Origin of the sequence: Nocardioides iriomotensis (genome assembly GCF_004168035.1) — a bacterium.
In the GTDB taxonomy this organism is placed as follows: domain Bacteria; phylum Actinomycetota; class Actinomycetes; order Propionibacteriales; family Nocardioidaceae; genus Nocardioides_B; species Nocardioides_B iriomotensis.
Map to the genome: position 1 here is coordinate 426,855 of NZ_SDPU01000035.1, position 16,803 is coordinate 443,657.

11 protein-coding genes and 1 riboswitch are annotated in these 16,803 nt (G+C 66.5%); of the genes, 5 read left to right on the top strand and 6 right to left on the bottom strand.

Features of this window, described 5'->3' with window-relative positions:
• The first annotated feature begins 33 nt into the window (after positions 1-33).
• The 5 genes from ETU37_RS23520 to drmB are packed head-to-tail and all read left to right on the top strand — an operon-like array spanning position 34 to position 9,647.
• Positions 34-1,032, top strand: coding sequence for a hypothetical protein (locus ETU37_RS23520; RefSeq protein ID WP_206054114.1), 999 nt, complete (start codon positions 34-36; stop codon positions 1,030-1,032).
• Positions 1,029-2,543: a hypothetical protein gene (locus tag ETU37_RS21880; protein WP_165372637.1), complete on the top strand. Its 1,515-nt coding sequence runs from the start codon at positions 1,029-1,031 to the stop codon at positions 2,541-2,543. The genes ETU37_RS23520 and ETU37_RS21880 overlap by 4 nt, the downstream gene beginning before the upstream one ends.
• Entirely contained in the window at positions 2,540-4,243 is a 1,704-nt protein-coding gene (locus ETU37_RS21885) for a nuclease-related domain-containing DEAD/DEAH box helicase (protein WP_129989443.1), read from the top strand. Before ETU37_RS21880 ends, ETU37_RS21885 begins: the two co-directional genes overlap by 4 nt.
• The gene (locus ETU37_RS21890; protein ID WP_129989444.1) at positions 4,240-7,737 is read left to right on the top strand and encodes a helicase-related protein; all 3,498 of its coding nucleotides are present in this window, start codon (positions 4,240-4,242) and stop codon (positions 7,735-7,737) included. Before ETU37_RS21885 ends, ETU37_RS21890 begins: the two co-directional genes overlap by 4 nt.
• On the top strand, positions 7,734-9,647 hold the full coding sequence (gene drmB / locus ETU37_RS21895) for a DUF1998 domain-containing protein (RefSeq protein WP_165372638.1): 1,914 nt from the start codon (positions 7,734-7,736) through the stop codon (positions 9,645-9,647). The genes ETU37_RS21890 and drmB overlap by 4 nt, the downstream gene beginning before the upstream one ends.
• Positions 9,648-10,535: 888 nt before the next feature.
• Here the strand turns inward: drmB and ETU37_RS21900 are convergent.
• The 6 genes from ETU37_RS21900 to ETU37_RS21925 all read right to left on the bottom strand — a co-directional run bounded on the left by ETU37_RS21900 (position 10,536) and on the right by ETU37_RS21925 (position 16,666).
• Positions 10,536-10,880: a transglycosylase family protein gene (locus ETU37_RS21900; protein WP_276319702.1), complete on the bottom strand. Its 345-nt coding sequence runs from the start codon at positions 10,878-10,880 to the stop codon at positions 10,536-10,538.
• A 9-nt stretch (positions 10,881-10,889) separates the two neighbouring features.
• A riboswitch (cyclic di-AMP (ydaO/yuaA leader) is annotated at positions 10,890-11,049 on the bottom strand.
• 281 nt (positions 11,050-11,330) lie between these two features.
• Positions 11,331-11,705, bottom strand: a complete 375-nt coding sequence (locus ETU37_RS21905) for a hypothetical protein (RefSeq protein ID WP_129989446.1) — start codon at positions 11,703-11,705, stop codon at positions 11,331-11,333.
• A gap of 60 nt (positions 11,706-11,765) precedes the next feature.
• Complete coding sequence (locus ETU37_RS21910; RefSeq protein WP_165372639.1) at positions 11,766-12,800, bottom strand: ScyD/ScyE family protein; 1,035 nt, start codon at positions 12,798-12,800, stop codon at positions 11,766-11,768.
• A 230-nt stretch (positions 12,801-13,030) separates the two neighbouring features.
• The gene (gene lysA / locus ETU37_RS21915; RefSeq protein WP_129989448.1) at positions 13,031-14,293 is read right to left on the bottom strand and encodes a diaminopimelate decarboxylase; all 1,263 of its coding nucleotides are present in this window, start codon (positions 14,291-14,293) and stop codon (positions 13,031-13,033) included.
• Positions 14,294-14,299: 6 nt separating this feature from the next.
• Positions 14,300-15,220: a universal stress protein gene (locus ETU37_RS21920; protein WP_129989449.1), complete on the bottom strand. Its 921-nt coding sequence runs from the start codon at positions 15,218-15,220 to the stop codon at positions 14,300-14,302.
• A gap of 12 nt (positions 15,221-15,232) precedes the next feature.
• On the bottom strand, positions 15,233-16,666 hold the full coding sequence (locus ETU37_RS21925) for an amino acid permease (RefSeq protein ID WP_129989450.1): 1,434 nt from the start codon (positions 16,664-16,666) through the stop codon (positions 15,233-15,235).
• Positions 16,667-16,803: the final 137 nt, after the last annotated feature.

Sequence of the window (16,803 nt, forward strand, 5' to 3'; positions counted from 1 at the left end):
GAATATGCCTTTGACTGCGTCACGAGCATCCACATGACAGTTGCATTTTCGCTGGCTGAGGACCCGGTGGCGGAGAGCATGCCGGCGCCGTGGATCGGACCGCTGATCGCTCTCGGGGCGCGGGCGGCGCGTTTTGCCCCCAAGGTCACGAATCGCCAACTTGTCGTGGCGGTTTCCCTTCCTCAACGTGACTTCGCGGCAACCCTTATCGCCGCTGGCTGGGTAATGGCCCAACCGGCGCCCGACTTGCCGGATCCACTGGAGATCTTGCGGGCGATCGAGCCGGGCACGGTCCTGCGAGTCGTCACTGAGCGCGACGTCATCCTGGATCAATTCAGGTGTCTCGACGAGGCGAAGACCCCGCCGCGTCTCCACCTGTCGAGCTCGCAGTGGCAGGTGCCGAAGATCCGGGCACTTCAGGTCGTCAACGGCGTTCTGCTCGACAAGCCGCTTCGGATGGCGCGTCCCCAGCCAGGCGCGATGGGGCGACTCGCACGAATGACGGATGGCTGGGACTCCTGTTTGGCGGCCCCCACGACAGACCTCGCCATTATTGGCACCCGCATCTGGCTTCACGAGGATCTCGACGCCTTCCTAAGTCGCGAAGGAGAAGCGGAGGCAGAGAAGCCCAAAGAGCTGGTCGAGGATCTTGCCAAAGCGAAAGAGAAGGGCAAGCCGTACAAGGTGGGGTTCGGGCACGGTGCCCTGCTCGACGTGGTGCTGCCCGAGTCGGGGAAGTCGGCGACAAGTTTCACCAAGGTCTATTCAGCAGCCCGGCTAGCCGACATGCTACCGCTCCCAAGCGCACTCAGCGCGGCAATCCTCGATGGCAGCGGTGCAATCAAATATGTGGCAGAGATCGAGACGTCTGTCGTGATCTGCATCCTGGACCGCTCTGTTGCCGACGAGACGGCAGCTGAGATGGTGGTGCAGTTGCGCAACACCCGTGGGGAGCCACTGTCCCTTACCGAGGACCTTCGTTGGCGCCCGCCAGCTGGGGTCGAAGCCCTCGCGTTCACGGTGGCGCTGTGAGCCGAATCGATGCGCTGAACCAGCGCTACGCCGCATGCGCCAACCTCGCGGAAAGCGGCGTCGAAATCGTTGCCGTCGGCGACCCGGCCGGCGCACGATTCAACGCCGCCGTCCGCCGTCTCTTGGTGCTGCTCAAGGACGAGGGTGGCGGCTATCTGGATGATGTCGTTGGCGCCGCGAAGGCGCTGCGCTGGCGGCAGATCACCCAGCCCCAGCCCCTTGACTTCAATCCCGGAATGCTCGAACTGGCAGGCGAGGTGAGCAAACACACCGCGAGGCTTCGGGGGGCAATCGGCGATCAGGCGTTGCTTGATGAGCTCGCGGCAGCGGCCGTCGAGGTGGCTGCGACTGACCCCGTCGCCGGCACCTTGCTACTGCATTCATGCGAGGAGATTGGCTCCGAATCGTGCGTCGTGATCGCCGCTAGCAAGGCCGCCGCCGCAGGGCTGAAGCCTTGGCTGCGCGACCACGGCGTCTTGGTGCTCACGGCGGGTGAACTCGAACGCGACCAACCCAAGAGCGAACAGGCATACGTCATCGGCCCTCCGAGGTTCTTTCGGTCGTCGTTGGTGACGGCGCCGGTGACGAGTGGGATCACTTTCATCCTGCCCGCGTGGTTCGGCGACCGGGGCGTGCCCCGATCGGCGATCGCTGCATATGCCGAAGGAGCGATCCGCATCGAGGCACGCGTGTTCACCGAGGGCGACACGACCGAGCCGGAGCTGGATCTCCCAGGCGACGCCGAGGACGAGAATGAGTTCCTTCCGCAGCCGGCGTGGGGTCATCGGCAATCAGGCGACCGTGAACCGACTAGCGAGGAAGTAGAAGCGCGCAAGGTGCTGCTCAGCGGCAACCTCGCGATGTGGCTCGACGATGGGGAGCGCATCCGCTCGCTCGACCCTGCTCAGCCAGTCGGCGAGCGCGTCACCTACACGGAGGTTCCCGCTGTCCGAGCGGGCACCTATCTGCTCCTGCGCCAAGGCGCGACCGAGCGTGGCGCGCTGTACCAGGCCGCCATCGCCCGGGTAGCCCGCGGTGAGGTCATACACCAGGCTCAGGCGGCGTGGAAGCACCTTCTCACCGACAGGCTGCACGAGGCCGGCTACCGGCAGGTCGTGAAGCAGTTGCGGACTGCAGGGGTCATGGCAGCTGACCAGGCGCGTGCGTGGACGACCCCACACCTCATCCGGCCGCACAGCGACCAGGACTTCGAACGCTTGCTGCAGTGGCTCGGCATCAACACCCAGCCGACGTTCGGATATGCGTCAATGCTGCGGAAGACCCTCTATCAGGTGAGTGCTGAAATCGGAAAGCAACTTGAAGCAGCCGTTTCAGCCGCTGACCTTTCGGAGCTGGAGACCACCGGGTACCTCAGCCTCGATGTCAAAGCAGAGGGCTTCCGGGGCATTCTGGCCACCCGCGTCCTGGCGATTTCACCCTTTACGGAAATCGTGCCCCGGCACGATGCGAGGGTGCCTTTTGAAGATCGGAGTGGACAGTGGCTCGAATGATGCCCGCCTTCTGCCCGGACGATGCGCCACCGGGGGAGAAGGCCGTCTACGCGGCGCTACAGGAGAGCAGCGAAACCGGCGATTGGATGGTGCTCCACTCGCTCGGTATCGCCGCCCACGTCCGCCAAGTCGAGGGTGAAGCTGACTTCGTCGTGATCGTCCCTGGTGCTGGCATCCTCGTCATCGAGGTAAAGTCCCATCAATCAATTGACCGCCGCAGTGACGGAACCTGGAAGCTCGGGAACGACGCACCCACCGCACGGGGACCGTTCCAGCAGGCCAGTGGCGCGATGCACAGCTTGCGCGACTATCTGGAAAAGATGAGCGTCGACCTGCGGTCAGTGCCGATGTTGTCGGCTGTCTGGTTCACCGGTGTCCGCGCCCGCGCGATGCTGCCGCCTAACCCGGAGTGGCACGACTGGCAGGTACTGGACTCGAAAGACCTAAAGACGGCATCGAGCGCAATCCTGCGGACGCTCGCCGCCGGGACCAAGCACCTCGACGACAAGATCAAGTACTTCGCGTACGGCGGCGTCGGCCCGGACGGAGAAGCTACAGACAAGATTGCCAGAATGCTTCGCCCCAAGTTCGAGCTGGCCACCGTCGCCGGAGACCGCAGGCGCGCCCGCGAGTCTCAGTTGATCTCTTTCATCGAAGAACAGTTCCTCGCCCTCGACGCCGTGGCCGAGAACGGCAGCGTGTTGTTCTCGGGGCCAGCCGGGTGTGGGAAAACCTTCCTCGCCATGGAGTCTGCCCGCCGCGAACTGGCGACTGGCAAGCAAGGATGGCTTCTCTGCTTCAACCGCTTCCTCGGCCACCGCCTGAAGCAGGACATGGCTGACCTCGACGGCCTGACGGTTGGCACCTTCCACCAGGAGTTGCTCCGCCTCGCCGGGCTCGCCCGTGCGCCCGACAACCCGACCTCCGAATTCTGGAACGAGGTACTGCCGGAGCGGGCCATGGAGGCACTCATTGACGGTGGTGCATCGCTGACCAGCGACTTCCTGATCGTCGACGAGATTCAGGACATCGCCACCGAGCCTTACCTGGACATCATGGATTTAATGGTCGATGGCGGGCTGAAGGCAGGACGGGTGCTGCTGTTCGGGGACTTCGAGCGGCAGGCGATTTTTGAGAATGAGACGGGGCGCGAGCGCCTCCGCGCGCGTGCGCCGTACATGACGAGTCACAAGCTAATGCAGAACTGCCGCAATCTGCCGCGCATCGGCTACCAGGTGAACCTGCTCAGCCACCTCGAACCGGGTTATCAGCAGTTCCGCCGCCTCGACGATGGCGTGGACCCTGAGTTTCGCCAATACCGGGCAAAGCAGGACCAGTCCGCCCTGCTTGTTTCGGCCATCCGCGGCCTAAAGGACGAGGGATACGAGCTCAACGAGATCGTCGTGCTCAGCCCACAGCGCGACGGCTCTACAGCGACTACCACGCAAGACCCGTGGCTCCGGCAGATCTTGAAGCCCGCCGACGGGCTGCCCTCCCGGGCTGGACAGGTTCAGTACTCGACCATCCATGCCTTCAAGGGGCTGGAAGCGCCGGCGGTTGTCGTCACCGACCTCGACCAATCTGCGACCACAGACAACTTCGATTCGTTGCTTTACGTCGGACTCACGCGAGCAACTGATCGACTCATCGCCCTCATCGAAAGAAGCACGCTCAGGAGAGCTGTAGGAGGCACCGCATGAGCGGACTCGAAGCCCGCGCCATCATCGAAGCCGAGTTGCGACGCGAGCTATTCGGACCCCTCGGAGACGAGGAACCCGCTGGAAGGCCGGTCGACTGCTCCAGCGGCACGATCACCTTCGCCACCGCCGAGGAGAGCCGGGGCCAGTTCCACGACGGCACCAGTAAGCAGGAGATCCTCACAATCGGGACGCCGCTGTCTCGGTACGGCATCGGCGTGCTCTACAGCGGAGCAGCCGTGGGCGGTACGGCCATAGGCGAGGCTAATGGATACGACGTCGACCTGACCGGCTTCCCGGGCGTAGCCACTAGCGAAGAAGACCCCGACGGCCCGCCGGTCGAGATCAAGGGATCGCTCCGCCATGACGTAGCCGACTCCGACGATTTCGACCTGACGGACGCTAACAGGTTCAAGCCGTCCGCGATGGCCATCTCCTTTCAGTGCCGCGTCCCCGCTACCGGCTCGCTGCACGTAAGAGTTGTCGGCGCCCACTACGAAAAGTTAAGCGTCCACATCCCCGGAGTCAGCAAGCCAGTTGACTGGTGGCGCCGCCGCCCCTTCGCGCTCGTCGGCACCGTGCCGGGACGCGTGCTCCGGGACGAAATCAACCGTCTGAAGATCGTGAGTACCAGCCCGGAGGGCGACGTACCGGGCATCGCCCCCACGACGCGCATCTTCAGTCGACCCGTTCCAGGGGAGCATGATCCTGACCTGCGGCTCGTGACCGTCGCGGTGGTCAACAACGTTTTGGGTACCGGGCCGAGCAGCGCCTTATTCCAGATGGGCTTCACCGTCACCCCAGCGGACGGTCTCGTGATCGAGCCATACCCCGAAGTCGAGCTCCCTGACCGAAACGACGAGGACCAATCCATCGATCTGCTGTACCGCAACAAGCGCACCTACGCGATTGGGCATGGGTGCGCTGCTGAATGGGACGGTGGTGCACGGTCACCGGTGCCACACGTTCGGGCGGTGGCGATGCCGGCTTTCGAGGTGGTCAGCCTGACACCGAACATCTACCGCACGGATGCAGAGGGCAACTACTTGTTGGACACCAAAGGTCAGCGCCAGTCGGTAACGGTCAGCATGAAGGCCTTGGCTGACGGAACCAACGAGGGCGCGGAACAGGTAGAGACCGTGCTCCGGCTCTACGACGAGTGGATCGAAGCCAGGAGGGCTGAGATCGACGACCTCCCCGAGCGATTCCGCCCGGCGGCTACACGTCACATGGAACTGGCGGGTGACGCACTCAAGCGGATGCAGGTTGGCTGGGACTTGGTGGGCTCAAACGACGTCGCGGCCCGGGCGTTCCGTTGGGCCAACGAGGCGATGTTCTATCAGCAGGTTCGTTCCAACTTCCCGCTGCGAGAGGTCGAGCGTGGCCGCGACGACGTGCTCCGAGTCAAGGGCGTTCACCCCCAGCCGACCATCCCCGAGGGGAGGGGGACCTGGCGTCCCTTCCAGATCGCCTTCATCCTCGCCAGTCTGCCGGAGTTGGTCGAGCCGACTCGAAAGACTCGCTCGCTCGTCGACCTAATCTTCTTCCCGACTGGTGGCGGTAAGACCGAGGCATATCTCGGCGCGTGCGCGATCAGCCTGCTAGCTCGGCGCCTGAGGAATCCGGAGGACGTCGGCACGGACACTTTGATGCGGTACACGCTGCGGCTATTGACCGCGCAACAGTTCCTGCGCGCTGCCTCGCTGGTGTGCGTTCTGGAAGACATTCGCGACCAGAACGCAGAAACGCTCGGAGAATCGCCGTTCGGGATCGGAATCTGGCTCGGTGGATCATCGACCCCCAACAGCTGGAAGAAGGCCGTCGATGTGCTGGCCAAGCTCCGCCGCAACCCACACGAGCAGAACCTCTTTCTCCTGCTGCGCTGCCCGTGGTGCGGGACTCAGATGGGCACGAAGCCGAAGGGCAGAGGCGGACAGGACGTCATCGGGTACGAGCAAGTCGGGCAGAAGGTTTCATTGCGCTGCGTCGACTCCCAGTGTCGCTACTCCCGGAGATCCGGTCTGCCCGTTCATGTGGTCGACGAAGACATCTACGCAGTGCGCCCCTCCATTGTGATCGGCACCGTCGACAAGTTTGCCATGATGGCTTGGCGTCCTGAGGCGCGGAACCTCTTCGGTTTCGATGACCACGGCGAGCGGGTGCTTTCGCCGCCCGGCCTGATCATCCAAGACGAGCTGCACCTCATCTCCGGGCCACTCGGCTCCATGGTGGGGCTGTATGAGCCCGTCATCGACGAGCTGTGCACCGACCGTCGCGGCGAGGCACCCATCCCGCCCAAGATCATCGCCTCGACCGCCACCATCCGGCGGTTTGAGGACCAAATCAAGGGACTTTTCGGTCGTCAAGAAGTGGCGCTATTCCCGCCTCATGGCTTGGAGGAGGGACACTCCTTCTTCGCCGAACCGGCTCGGCTTCCGGATGGCACGCTGGAACGGGGACGCCGCTATATCGGCGTCATGAGCGCCTCGCTCGGCTCACTGCAGACTGTCCAGACCCGCGTTGCCGCAGCCACCCTCCAGGGTGCCACCAAGGTGCCCGAGGAAGACCGCGATGGATACTGGACCAACCTCAATTTCCTAAACTCCTTGCGCGAGCTCGGTAACACCGTCTCCCTGCTGGAGTCCGACGTCCCTGACTATCTGACTGGCCTCGTGCGCCGCGACGGCATCGATCCGCGTTGGCCGAACCGCACCATGGAGCTGACGTCCCGGCGCCGTTCGGATGAGATCCCCAAGGCGATCGAGCAGCTTCAAGTTCGCTATGTGCCGGACCAGCAGCGCCAGGACGCTGTCGACATCTGCCTCGCCTCGAACATCATCGAGGTCGGGGTCGACATCGACCGCCTCGGCCTGATGACCATCGTCGGCCAGCCAAAGACCACCGCGCAGTACATCCAGGTCAGCGGCCGCGTCGGTCGACGTGCGGATGTCAGCCCCGGACTGGTCATCACCGTCTACGGTGCCGCCAAGCCCCGTGACCGCAGCCATTACGAGCGCTTCCGGACATACCATCAGCAGCTCTACGCCCAGGTCGAGCCGACCTCAGTGACGCCTTTCGCTACACCGGTCCTGCGTCGGGCGCTCCACGCAGCCGCCGTGGCGTACGTCCGCCAGACCTCGCCCGAGGACCTTCCTCCATACCCGTTTCCCGCCAACGGGTACCGGGAGGCGATCGAGCTTCTCCGCGAACGCGCGCTTATTGCCGACAAGGGGGAAGTGCCTGTGCTGGAGCGCATGGCTGAAAAGCGCGCCCGCCAGTGGGACGGCTGGGAGCGGACGATCTGGGAAGCCAACCCCGCACCGTGGGGTGACCCCAAGCAGGGGCTCATGCGCTACGCCGGCACGCTCCCAGATCTCGACAGCAAAGCCACCATATGGGATGTGCCAACCAGCATGAGAAACGTCGATGCTGAGTGCCGACTAGCAATCTCGATGGCCTACATCTACGCCGATGCCGCCACGGAGGACGGACTATGAGCACCGGAGCAATGCGGCGAGCCCAGCTCGTCACCCCTTTCGGCGTCGGTGCAATGAGCGTGCTCGTCAACGGCACCTCGGTGATCACCGCCGGGCTCGATCACTGGTATGAGTCCGGTGACGCCAGCTCGCTCGCTCTGGAGGAGTACCAGGAGCACGACTGGCGGCTCGAAGCGCGCCTCCGAGTCTCGGAGTTCCGGCTGCCCCCAGACTTCCGCTACCAGGGACAGGGCAACGACAACCGAAACGTCAAGCTGACCGTGCCGGTGCTGCGTTTTCCCCGCTGGTGCTTCTGCATGTTCTGCAAGCGAATGGAACTCTCCACCCTCACCATGCAGCAGCCCATGGTCTGCAAGGACAAGAAGCACGCTGACTGGAAGTACAAGCCCCGCATGTCGCAGGTTCCGTTCGTCGCGGTCTGCGCTGATGGGCACCTGGATGACTTCCCGTTCGACAAATGGGTGCACCGAGCACATCGGCCGTCGTGCAATGGGACTCTGCGCTTGAAGTCCCTCGGGGGCGGTGGCCTTGAGGGTCAGCGCGTGGTGTGCGATGGCTGCCAGAGGGAGAGGACGCTGCGAGGCATCACCGAAGCTCGCTTCGTCAACGGCGAAGAACACAGCAACCTGAGCGACCAGCTCTCGTCGCCCGACGATCCGTACCTCTGCACGGGAGCCCGGCCTTGGCTAGCGAAGCTCGAAGGTGCCTGCGGCCAGCCCACGCGCGGAGCCCTGCGCGCGGCGGGCAACGTCTACTTCCCTAAGGTTGAGTCCTCGATCTACCTGCCGCGCAAGGAGGGTGCAGTCAGCGAGGAAATGCACGAGCTGATGCGCCACCCGGCTGTTAGCGGCACTATGCGAACCCTCCACAGTATTTTTGGTGCCGAACTCGACGTCGAGATGCTCCGTGCCCAGTTGCTCAAGAACGTTCCGCCCGAGCTCTTCGGCCCGATCTCCAACGAAGAGCTAATCGCTGGCTACTGCGATCTCCTTGGCGTCGGCGAGGACGAACCGAAGTCGGGCGAGGAGTCCGACGCCGAGCTGCTCACCGGCGACGACGAGTGGCGTTACCCGGAGTTCCAGCACATCCGCGAGACTCCGAAGGACGACTACCTGACGGCAACCAACCCCGGCATCCACGCCGACCTCCACCCCCATCTGGAGCGGGTCCGCTCGGTCGATGTCCTCCGCGAAACCAGAGCGCTGCGCGGCTTCACCCGGGTCCGGGACGATGTGCTGAAGCTAAGTGTAGGCAAGAAGTTGCTGCGGCGAGAGCCGCTTCCGCCGGTCCAAGACTGGCTGCCCGCCTACGTCGTCAAGGGCGAGGGCATCTACTTCGAACTCGATCCTGGGCGCCTGGCAGCCTGGGAAGCCCGAGCCGAGGTACAAGCCCGCGCCCAGAAGATCACCGACCACTACGGGCAGGTCGCCTCGCAGCGCGGACTTCAAGATCGGACGCTGCGCCCGCGCTTTGTACTCCTCCACACGCTCGGGCACCTGCTCATAAATGAGCTTGTCTTCGCCTGTGGATACAGCTCGGCCTCACTCCGCGAGCGACTCTACGTGTCCACGGCGGATGGCCGAGAGATGGCAGGGCTGCTGATCTACACGGCAGCCGGCGACTCTGAAGGCACGATGGGCGGTCTGGTGCGCATGGCGCGCCCGGACAACCTGCGGTCTGTCTTCGCCTCAGCGATTTCAGACGCGCGCTGGTGCTCAACTGACCCGGTCTGTATGGATGCCGGGGAGAAGGGGCAAGGCCCTGACTCCTGCAACCTCGCGGCTTGTCACGGCTGCGCGCTCCTGCCGGAGACTAGCTGTGAGGAGTTCAATCGATTCCTCGACCGGGGCATGGTGATTGGGACTTTCGAGGACCCATTGCTTGGATACTTCGCTGATCTCTCCGCGTGATTCAGGAGATACTTCCTGCCAGCGTGCTTCGTCAGCCCGTAACCAGCCGCGTTGGGTCAGGGCCTGGCCAAGCTCAGGGGCCGAACATCGGGCAGAAGGTGTGCCGGACCGGACCCCGACATCGCGGAAACTCGAAACGATCCGGCCGGACCGTCAGCCCTATCAAACGCGGCCGAATGACGACTGCCGGTGGGGATAGCCCGCTTTCAGCGACCACATTTTTCGCGGCGCACGGCTGGTCGAGCTCCACGAGCCCGACCTTACGCACATCGTGAAGTGTGGAGCCGAGCCGACGAGGGGGAGTTGTTCGATGGTATGCACGACCTGTCGTCGTGACGTGGTCTCTGTTGAGCCCAGGACAGGACCCATCGTCGCGCGCGTGCAGGCTGACGTCGCGTCGGCGCCCGAAGAATCGTCCAAGACTTGTGAGGTGCGACCCTGCGGAGGGTGCCAACACTGCGGGCGAGCGGAGTCCTGCCGCCGCCCGACCCTCTGCGGAGAGACGCCGCCGCGGGCGAGTCCGCGTCGGTGCCGCGGTCGCGCAGCGCGTCAACGCAGCGGCGAGTTTGACTCTTCCACCGTGTCCGGGGCTATCCATGGATGCGCGAGCTGTAGTCGATCAGAGTGTCCGCCCGCTGGCTCAGCTGAGCGGGACGAGCGTGCCCTCGCCGACGTTCAGGTAGACCGCAGGGGGTGACGTCGGTGTCAGCGTTCTGTGATCGCTCGATCAGCTGGTCACATGGGCACCAACATGCGCTCTTCGTCTTGCCGCTGCGTCCCCGAACTGCGCGGTTCGAGCAGGGCTGCAGTTGACAGGCATGCATAGATCGGCCCGGCCTTCCCGGCGGGCGGGCCGGGCCGATCGCCGAGTCTTCGCGGGGGGAATGATCAGCGCAAGCCGATGCGATCCGAGCAGGCGGGCCAGGCTCGCCAGCCCTGGCTGTTCTGCACGCGCTCGGCGACGCGGATCTGCTCGCCCTTCGTGGCTCGGTGCGCGAACCGCGCGAACTTGCCGCCGCCGTAGCCGCGCCACGTGGAGCCGCTGAACTGCAGGCCGCCGTAGTAGCCGTTGCCGGTGTTGATGTGCCATCGACCGCCGGACTCGCACTGGGCCAGCCTGTCCCAGACTCGTCCGGACGCCGCGTTGGCGGAGCTCGCGGGCCCCACGACACTGAGCGCGCTCGCCACGAGCAGCGTGAGCAGCATCAGCAGACCGGCGCGCGTCATCCTCATTTCGGACATGGTTGATCCCTTCCACGCCTACGAGGTGAGCTGTCGGGTTCGGGCGGAAGTTGCCCGGCCGCGCGTGAGGCGGCTTCACCCCAAGGAACCGATCTGGCCGGCTCCGGGAATTGGGTCCCCCGCTCCTGCCTGTCAACGGTGGACTGGGCGCACCGGCAGGCAGGATTCGGCGTCCGGTGGCCACCCCCGGCAGTAACGCGGGGACCCATCCAGAGTGCGAGAGATGCCGGGGTCAGCCAAATCAGCAAAGGCCAAGAGGGGGCTGCTGCACGACTCCCCGGGGCGTGTCGGACCCCGCTTTGTCGCGGATCGCCCGCTTTCACGCGCCATGCAGTGCCCAGGCGTGTGCCCGTTCTCACAGGGCTTCCTGCGCGAGCCCGCGCACGGTATGCCCGGTTTCAGCAGAGTCGCCGGCCGTCGCACTTCTGCTGCGACGATCGGTCAGTCGTGCCGGAAGCCGCCCATGAAGCGGCGGAAGAGACCGCCACGGCGGGCAAGCGGCGGCGCTGGTGGAGGCGTCGTCGCCTTCCGGGTCGCGATGGGCTTGTCGTAGTCGGTCCGGACGATCGCCTCGATGATCTGCTCGTCGGTGTAGTCGGCCGAGCCCTCGATAACGGGCACGTAGCCGACGAGCATCCCGTTGCGCATCACCTGCGCCTCGAGCTCGGCGGTGTTGTCGGAGTCCCACGTGGCCTCGCGGCCGTCGGGGAGCTTCACGACGATGCCGAACTGGTAGACGCCCACCCGGGCCAGGTCCGCGTTGGTGCCGCGGTCGCGCAGCGCGTCGACGACACGGCGAGCCTTGATCTCTTCCACGTGTTCGAGACTAGCCAGGGATCTGGAGTCGGCTGTTCACCCGAGTGTCCGTCCGCCGGCTCAGCCCAGCGGGACGGACATCACCTCGCCCTTGTTCGGGCACACTGCGCAGGTGGTGACATAGGCGTTGGAGCCCTTGAAGGCCACGCCGTACGGCGCGAACAGGCCCGCTGCCACCGCGGGGTGGGTGGTCCCGCCGGGCACGACCTGCCGCAGCGACCCGATCGGCGGACCGCCCGAGGCGAGGCCGGCGTCGGAGATCTGCACCGCGTAGAGCGTCCCGTTGTGCCAACCGAGGTCTGTGACGTTGGTCAGCCCGCTCGCGTAGACCGTCGGCGCCTCACCGGGCACCGCGCGGTAGATCTGCGCCGCGTTCATCACGAACGGGAAGCCGGTCAGCTGGCTGATGTAGTAGGCGCCGTCGGGCCCCTTGACCACGGAGGTGGGGACGGCCTGGAACTCGTCCGAGCCGGCGTACGACCGGTCGGGGAAGACGGCCAGGACCTTGACCCCGCGGTCGCGGTGCACCTTCAGCCAGTCGTTGCCGCCGGCATCGGTGACCAGGAACTTCTTCTTCTTCTTCAGCACGGAGACTGGGTTGCTGTCCGGCGCGGTGGGGTGCGGGTTCTCCCTGGCCTCGAAGCCGCCCAGGTCGGCGATCTCCTTCAGCTCACCGTCCTGGTGGCCGCCACGCAGGTTCGCGGCGACCAGCATGGCCATCCACCGGCCCTTCTTCGGCAGGTCCTCGCGCACCGCCGGGTCGGCGCCCAGCCCGACCGTGAACGCGATGCGGTGGTCGCCGTACGGGATCACGTCGGACGGGCCGATGGCTCCGGCTCCGTCCTTGTCCGCCAACGAGGGGAGCTTCTTGACCAGGCGCTCCAGGTTGCCTCCGCGGAGCCGGGTGATCGCCCCCGACTTGCCGAAGCACACCGGTGACCCCTCGGGACCGGGCATGCACGGGCCCTTCCCGCCGACGCCGGCCTCGGCGATGAGGAAGCCGACGCCCTTCTTGAAGGTGATCTGGCGGGGGTTGTCGAGCCCGGAGGCCACGCTCACCGGGGCGGAGGACCGCGGCTGCGCGGTCTCTGCCACCGAAGCAGCAGGGACGACAGCCAGGGGGAGGGCTATCGCCGCCCCCGCGATGAGAAGGGCCTGGATCGGAGACTTCGAGCGCACCATGATCTCTCCCGGTCGTCGACAGATGGACTCAGTCGACCCCGCGAGATACGGACCGTCCAGTCGTCCGAAGTGACTACTGCGGAGGGCAGGGGTGCGGCGTAGCGTGGAGAGCTTCTCGCGTGCCGGCAACAGGTCGAACGGCGTCAGTCCACGTCCCGCGCCAGGAGCTCGTCCCACGTCTCCCTACGTACGACGAGGCGCGCCCGCCCGTCGCCCGCGAACACCACCGGGATCCTCCGGTTGCCGTTGTAGTTGTTGGCCATCGTGAAGCAGTAGGCCCCGGTCGCGGGGACGGCGAGCAGGTCACCCACCGCAGGGCTTGCGAGGTCGACCCCGTCGACGAGGACGTCGCCGCTCTCGCAGTGCCGGCCGACGACGGTGACGCGCTCGAGGTCCGGGCCGTCGAAGCGGCCGACGACGCCGGCCTCGAAGCGCTGCCCGAACAGCGCGACCTCGAGGTTGTCGCCCATGCCGCCGTCGACGGCGACGAACGTGCTTCCGCCGCGCTTGACGGTCGTGACCCGGTAGAGCGTGCACGCGGCGGTCGCGACCATGCTGCGCCCCGGCTCGATGATGATCTCCGCGTCGGCGGGCAGGTGCTGCTCGGCGGCACCGACCAGCGCGTCGAGGTAGCTCCCCGCGCTCGGTGGGTCGTCGGACCAGGTGTAGCGCGCGCCCAGACCCCCGCCCAGGTCGTAGACCGGAAAGTCGCCGAGCGCCGCGAGCGGTGCCACCGACCGGGCGAAGGGATCCACGTCGAGGATCTGGGATCCGACGTGGACGTGCAGCCCGCGCATCCGCAGCTTCGGGCTGCGCGAGATGCGCTCGATCAGCGGCGCGGCCTGGGTCGGCGCGAGGCCGAACTTGGAGCCGACGTGACCCGTCTGCACGTGGCTGTGCGTGTCGGCGGTGACGCCCGGGATGACTCGGACGAGGACCTCCTGGCGGGCGCCGGCGCTGACGATGGCCTCGAGCCGGTCCACGTCGTCGGCGTTGTCCACGACGACGAGGCCGAGCCGGTGCTCGATCGCCAGGGCGATCTCCTCGTCGGTCTTCGCGTTCCCGTGCAGGACGACCAGTCCCGGGTCCACGCCGGCCTTCAGGGCGCTGAGGATCTCGCCGCCACCCGCCGCGTCGAGACCGAGTCCTTCCTCGACCATCACCCGCTGCACCGCGGTGCTGGGGAACGCCTTGGAGGCGAAGACCACCCGGGACCTCGCCCACCGGGCAGCCAGCTCGCCGGCGTACTCACGCGCGCGCTCGCGCAGGGCCTGCTCCGCGACGACCAGCACGGGCGTGCCGAACTCGTCGGCGAGGGCGTCGGCGCGGCAGCCTCCGACGACCAGCGTCCCGTCCGCGGCGAGCGAGCTGCCGGGCGGGAACAGGGAGAGCAGGTCGGCCGTCACCGGCGCTCAGGTCCGGACCGCCCGGTCGGCAAGCTCCTCCGCCTTCTGCCGCGGTACGACGACGACCGGGACGGGGGAGTGGCGCATGATCTTGGTCGCCCGCGAGCCGAGGAACACGCGTGCCGCCGGCCCCAGCTCGCTCGATCCCATCACCAGCACGTCACCGTCGCGCCAACCGACGTCGTCGATCGCCTCCACCCAGCTGCGACCCCGGCCGATGACGGTCTCGACGTCGTGCGGCACCTCCGCGAGCTCCTGGACCTGGGCGAGTGCGGCGCCGGCGGACTGCCTGACCTTCTCCGTCCACTCCTGCAGGACCAGGTCCTCGGAGTCGGTGCCGAGCGTGGTCGTGTAGTCCGGTCGCGACCAGACCGCGAACGACGCGATCCGCAGCGCGGCATGCATCAGAGCGGCGACGGAGCCGGCCGCCACCACGAGGCTCTCGGCCTGGCTCGACTCGCCGTACGCAACGGTCACCCGGTCCACCGTGCCGCCCGGCCGGCAGCGGTACCCCCGCGGTGCCACCGCGAGGGGGACCGGGGAGCTGTGCAGGAGGCGGTCGCTGACGCTCCCGAGGGCGATGTGCCCGAACCCGCCGGCCGAGGACGAGCCGAGCACGACCAGGTCGGCCGCCCGCCGTGCGGCGAGCTCCAGCAGGCCGACCGGCGCCGAGCGGGCACTGTGCCTGACGAACCTGGCCGGGACGTCGGCCGGGATGCCGGCTCTCGCCTGGTCGAGCGCGCTGTCCGCCGTGTCGTTCAGGGCGCTGCGGTACTCCGCGTCGATCCGTGCCATGCCGGGGACCCAGGGCGCAGGCACGACGCACGTCACCAGCAGGTCCTCGCCGGACGAGCGCGCCAGCATGACGCCGAGGTTGAGGGCGGCGCCACCCCGCTCATCGGTGGCGTAGCCCACGATGATCGTCATGGCCGTTGTCTCCTAGTCGTGGATGAGCCCGACGTGCTCGTGCCGACCGAGGTGGGAGTGCTTGAAGCCGTAGAGGAAGTACCACACCAGGGCGACCGAGACCCAGATCAGGAAGACCCAGATCGTGACCGCCCGCAGGTCGAGGATGATCCAGAGGCTCCCGGCGATCGAGAGCACCGGGGTCACCGGGTAGAACGGCACCTTGAAGCCGCGTGGCAGCTCGGGGTGCGTCCGGCGGAGCACCATCACGCCGATCGAGACGACCAGGAAGGCGACCAGCGTGCCGATGCTGGTCATCTCGGCCAGGAAGTTGATCGGGATGAGCCCGGCGAGCAGCGCGATGACGACCGCGACGATGATGGTGTTCGGCACCGGTGTCAGCGTGCGGGGGTTCACCTTGTGGAACAGCTCGGGAAGCATGCCGTCGCGGGACATCGCGAAGAGGATGCGGGTCTGTCCGTAGATCACGACGAGCGTGACGCTGAAGATCGAGATCACCGCACCCGCCGCCAGGACCGTGCCCGGCCAGCTCGACCCGGTCACGTCCTCGAGGATCGCGGCCAGCCCGGCCTCCTGGCCCTCGAAGTCCGTGTACTTCTGGGCGGCGACCGCCACCACCGAGACCGCGATGTACAGCGTGGTGACGACCACCAGCGCGATCAGGATGGCCAGCGGCAACGTCCGCCGTGGGTCCTTCACCTCCTCGCCGGCGGTCGAGACGGCGTCGAGACCGATGTAGGAGAAGAAGATGATTCCCGCCGCCGACGTGATGCCGGCGAGGCCGAACGGTGCGAACGGCTCGAGGTTGGCGGAGTTCCAGCCACCGATTCCGATCACGATGAACATCAGCAGGACGGTGATCTTGATGAGCACCATGATCGCGTTGGTCTTGGCTGACTCACTGGTCCCGCGGATCAGGAGCAGCGTGCACAGCAGCACCAGGAGCACCGCCGGCAGGTTGAACACGCCGCCCTGCTCGGGGGCCTGCGAGAGGCTGTCGGGGAGAGCGACGCCGAACAGGTTGTCGACGAGCGCGTTGATGTACTCCGACCACCCCACGGCCACCGCGGCGGCCGAGACGCCGTACTCCAGCAGCAGGCAGGCGGCGACGCCGACCGCCGGGAGCTCGCCGAGCGTGGCGTAGGCGTAGGAGTACGACGAGCCGGACACCGGCACCGCGCTGGCGAGCTCGGCGTAGCAGACCGCGGTCAGACCGGCGACCGTGCCCGCGATCACGAAGGAGATGATCACCGCGGGGCCGGCGACGGGTACCGCCTGCGAGAGCACGAAGAAGATTCCCGTGCCGATCGTGGCTCCCACGCCGAACATCGAGAGCTGGAACAGGCCGATCGACCTGGCCAGCTCGCTACCGCCGGTGTCGGCCCCGGACTCGGCTGACATCTCCGGAACCGGCTTGCGGCGGAACAGCTGCTTGACTGTCGGCATCGTCCCTCCTCCGCGGAGGGCCCAGGGCAGCGGCGCGACTCCGCTCCTGACCCAGTCTCGCTCTCACCGATGCCCTCGCGCATCATCCGCCTCGGACGATGCTGCCGCCGTGTCGACTCCCAGGTCTCGACCTGAGG

Bases quoted from the DNA above. Each gene is read 5' to 3' on its own strand.
- ETU37_RS23520 (WP_206054114.1), top strand. From the start codon at position 34: ATGACAGTTGCATTTTCGCTGGCTGAGGACCCGGTGGCGGAGAGCATG.
- ETU37_RS21885 (WP_129989443.1), top strand. From the start codon at position 2,540: ATGATGCCCGCCTTCTGCCCGGACGATGCGCCACCGGGGGAGAAGGCC.
- ETU37_RS21890 (WP_129989444.1), top strand. From the start codon at position 4,240: ATGAGCGGACTCGAAGCCCGCGCCATCATCGAAGCCGAGTTGCGACGC.
- drmB (WP_165372638.1), top strand. From the start codon at position 7,734: ATGAGCACCGGAGCAATGCGGCGAGCCCAGCTCGTCACCCCTTTCGGC.
- ETU37_RS21900 (WP_276319702.1), bottom strand. From the start codon at position 10,880: ATGAGGATGACGCGCGCCGGTCTGCTGATGCTGCTCACGCTGCTCGTG.
- ETU37_RS21920 (WP_129989449.1), bottom strand. From the start codon at position 15,220: ATGACGATCATCGTGGGCTACGCCACCGATGAGCGGGGTGGCGCCGCC.
- ETU37_RS21925 (WP_129989450.1), bottom strand. From the start codon at position 16,666: ATGCCGACAGTCAAGCAGCTGTTCCGCCGCAAGCCGGTTCCGGAGATG.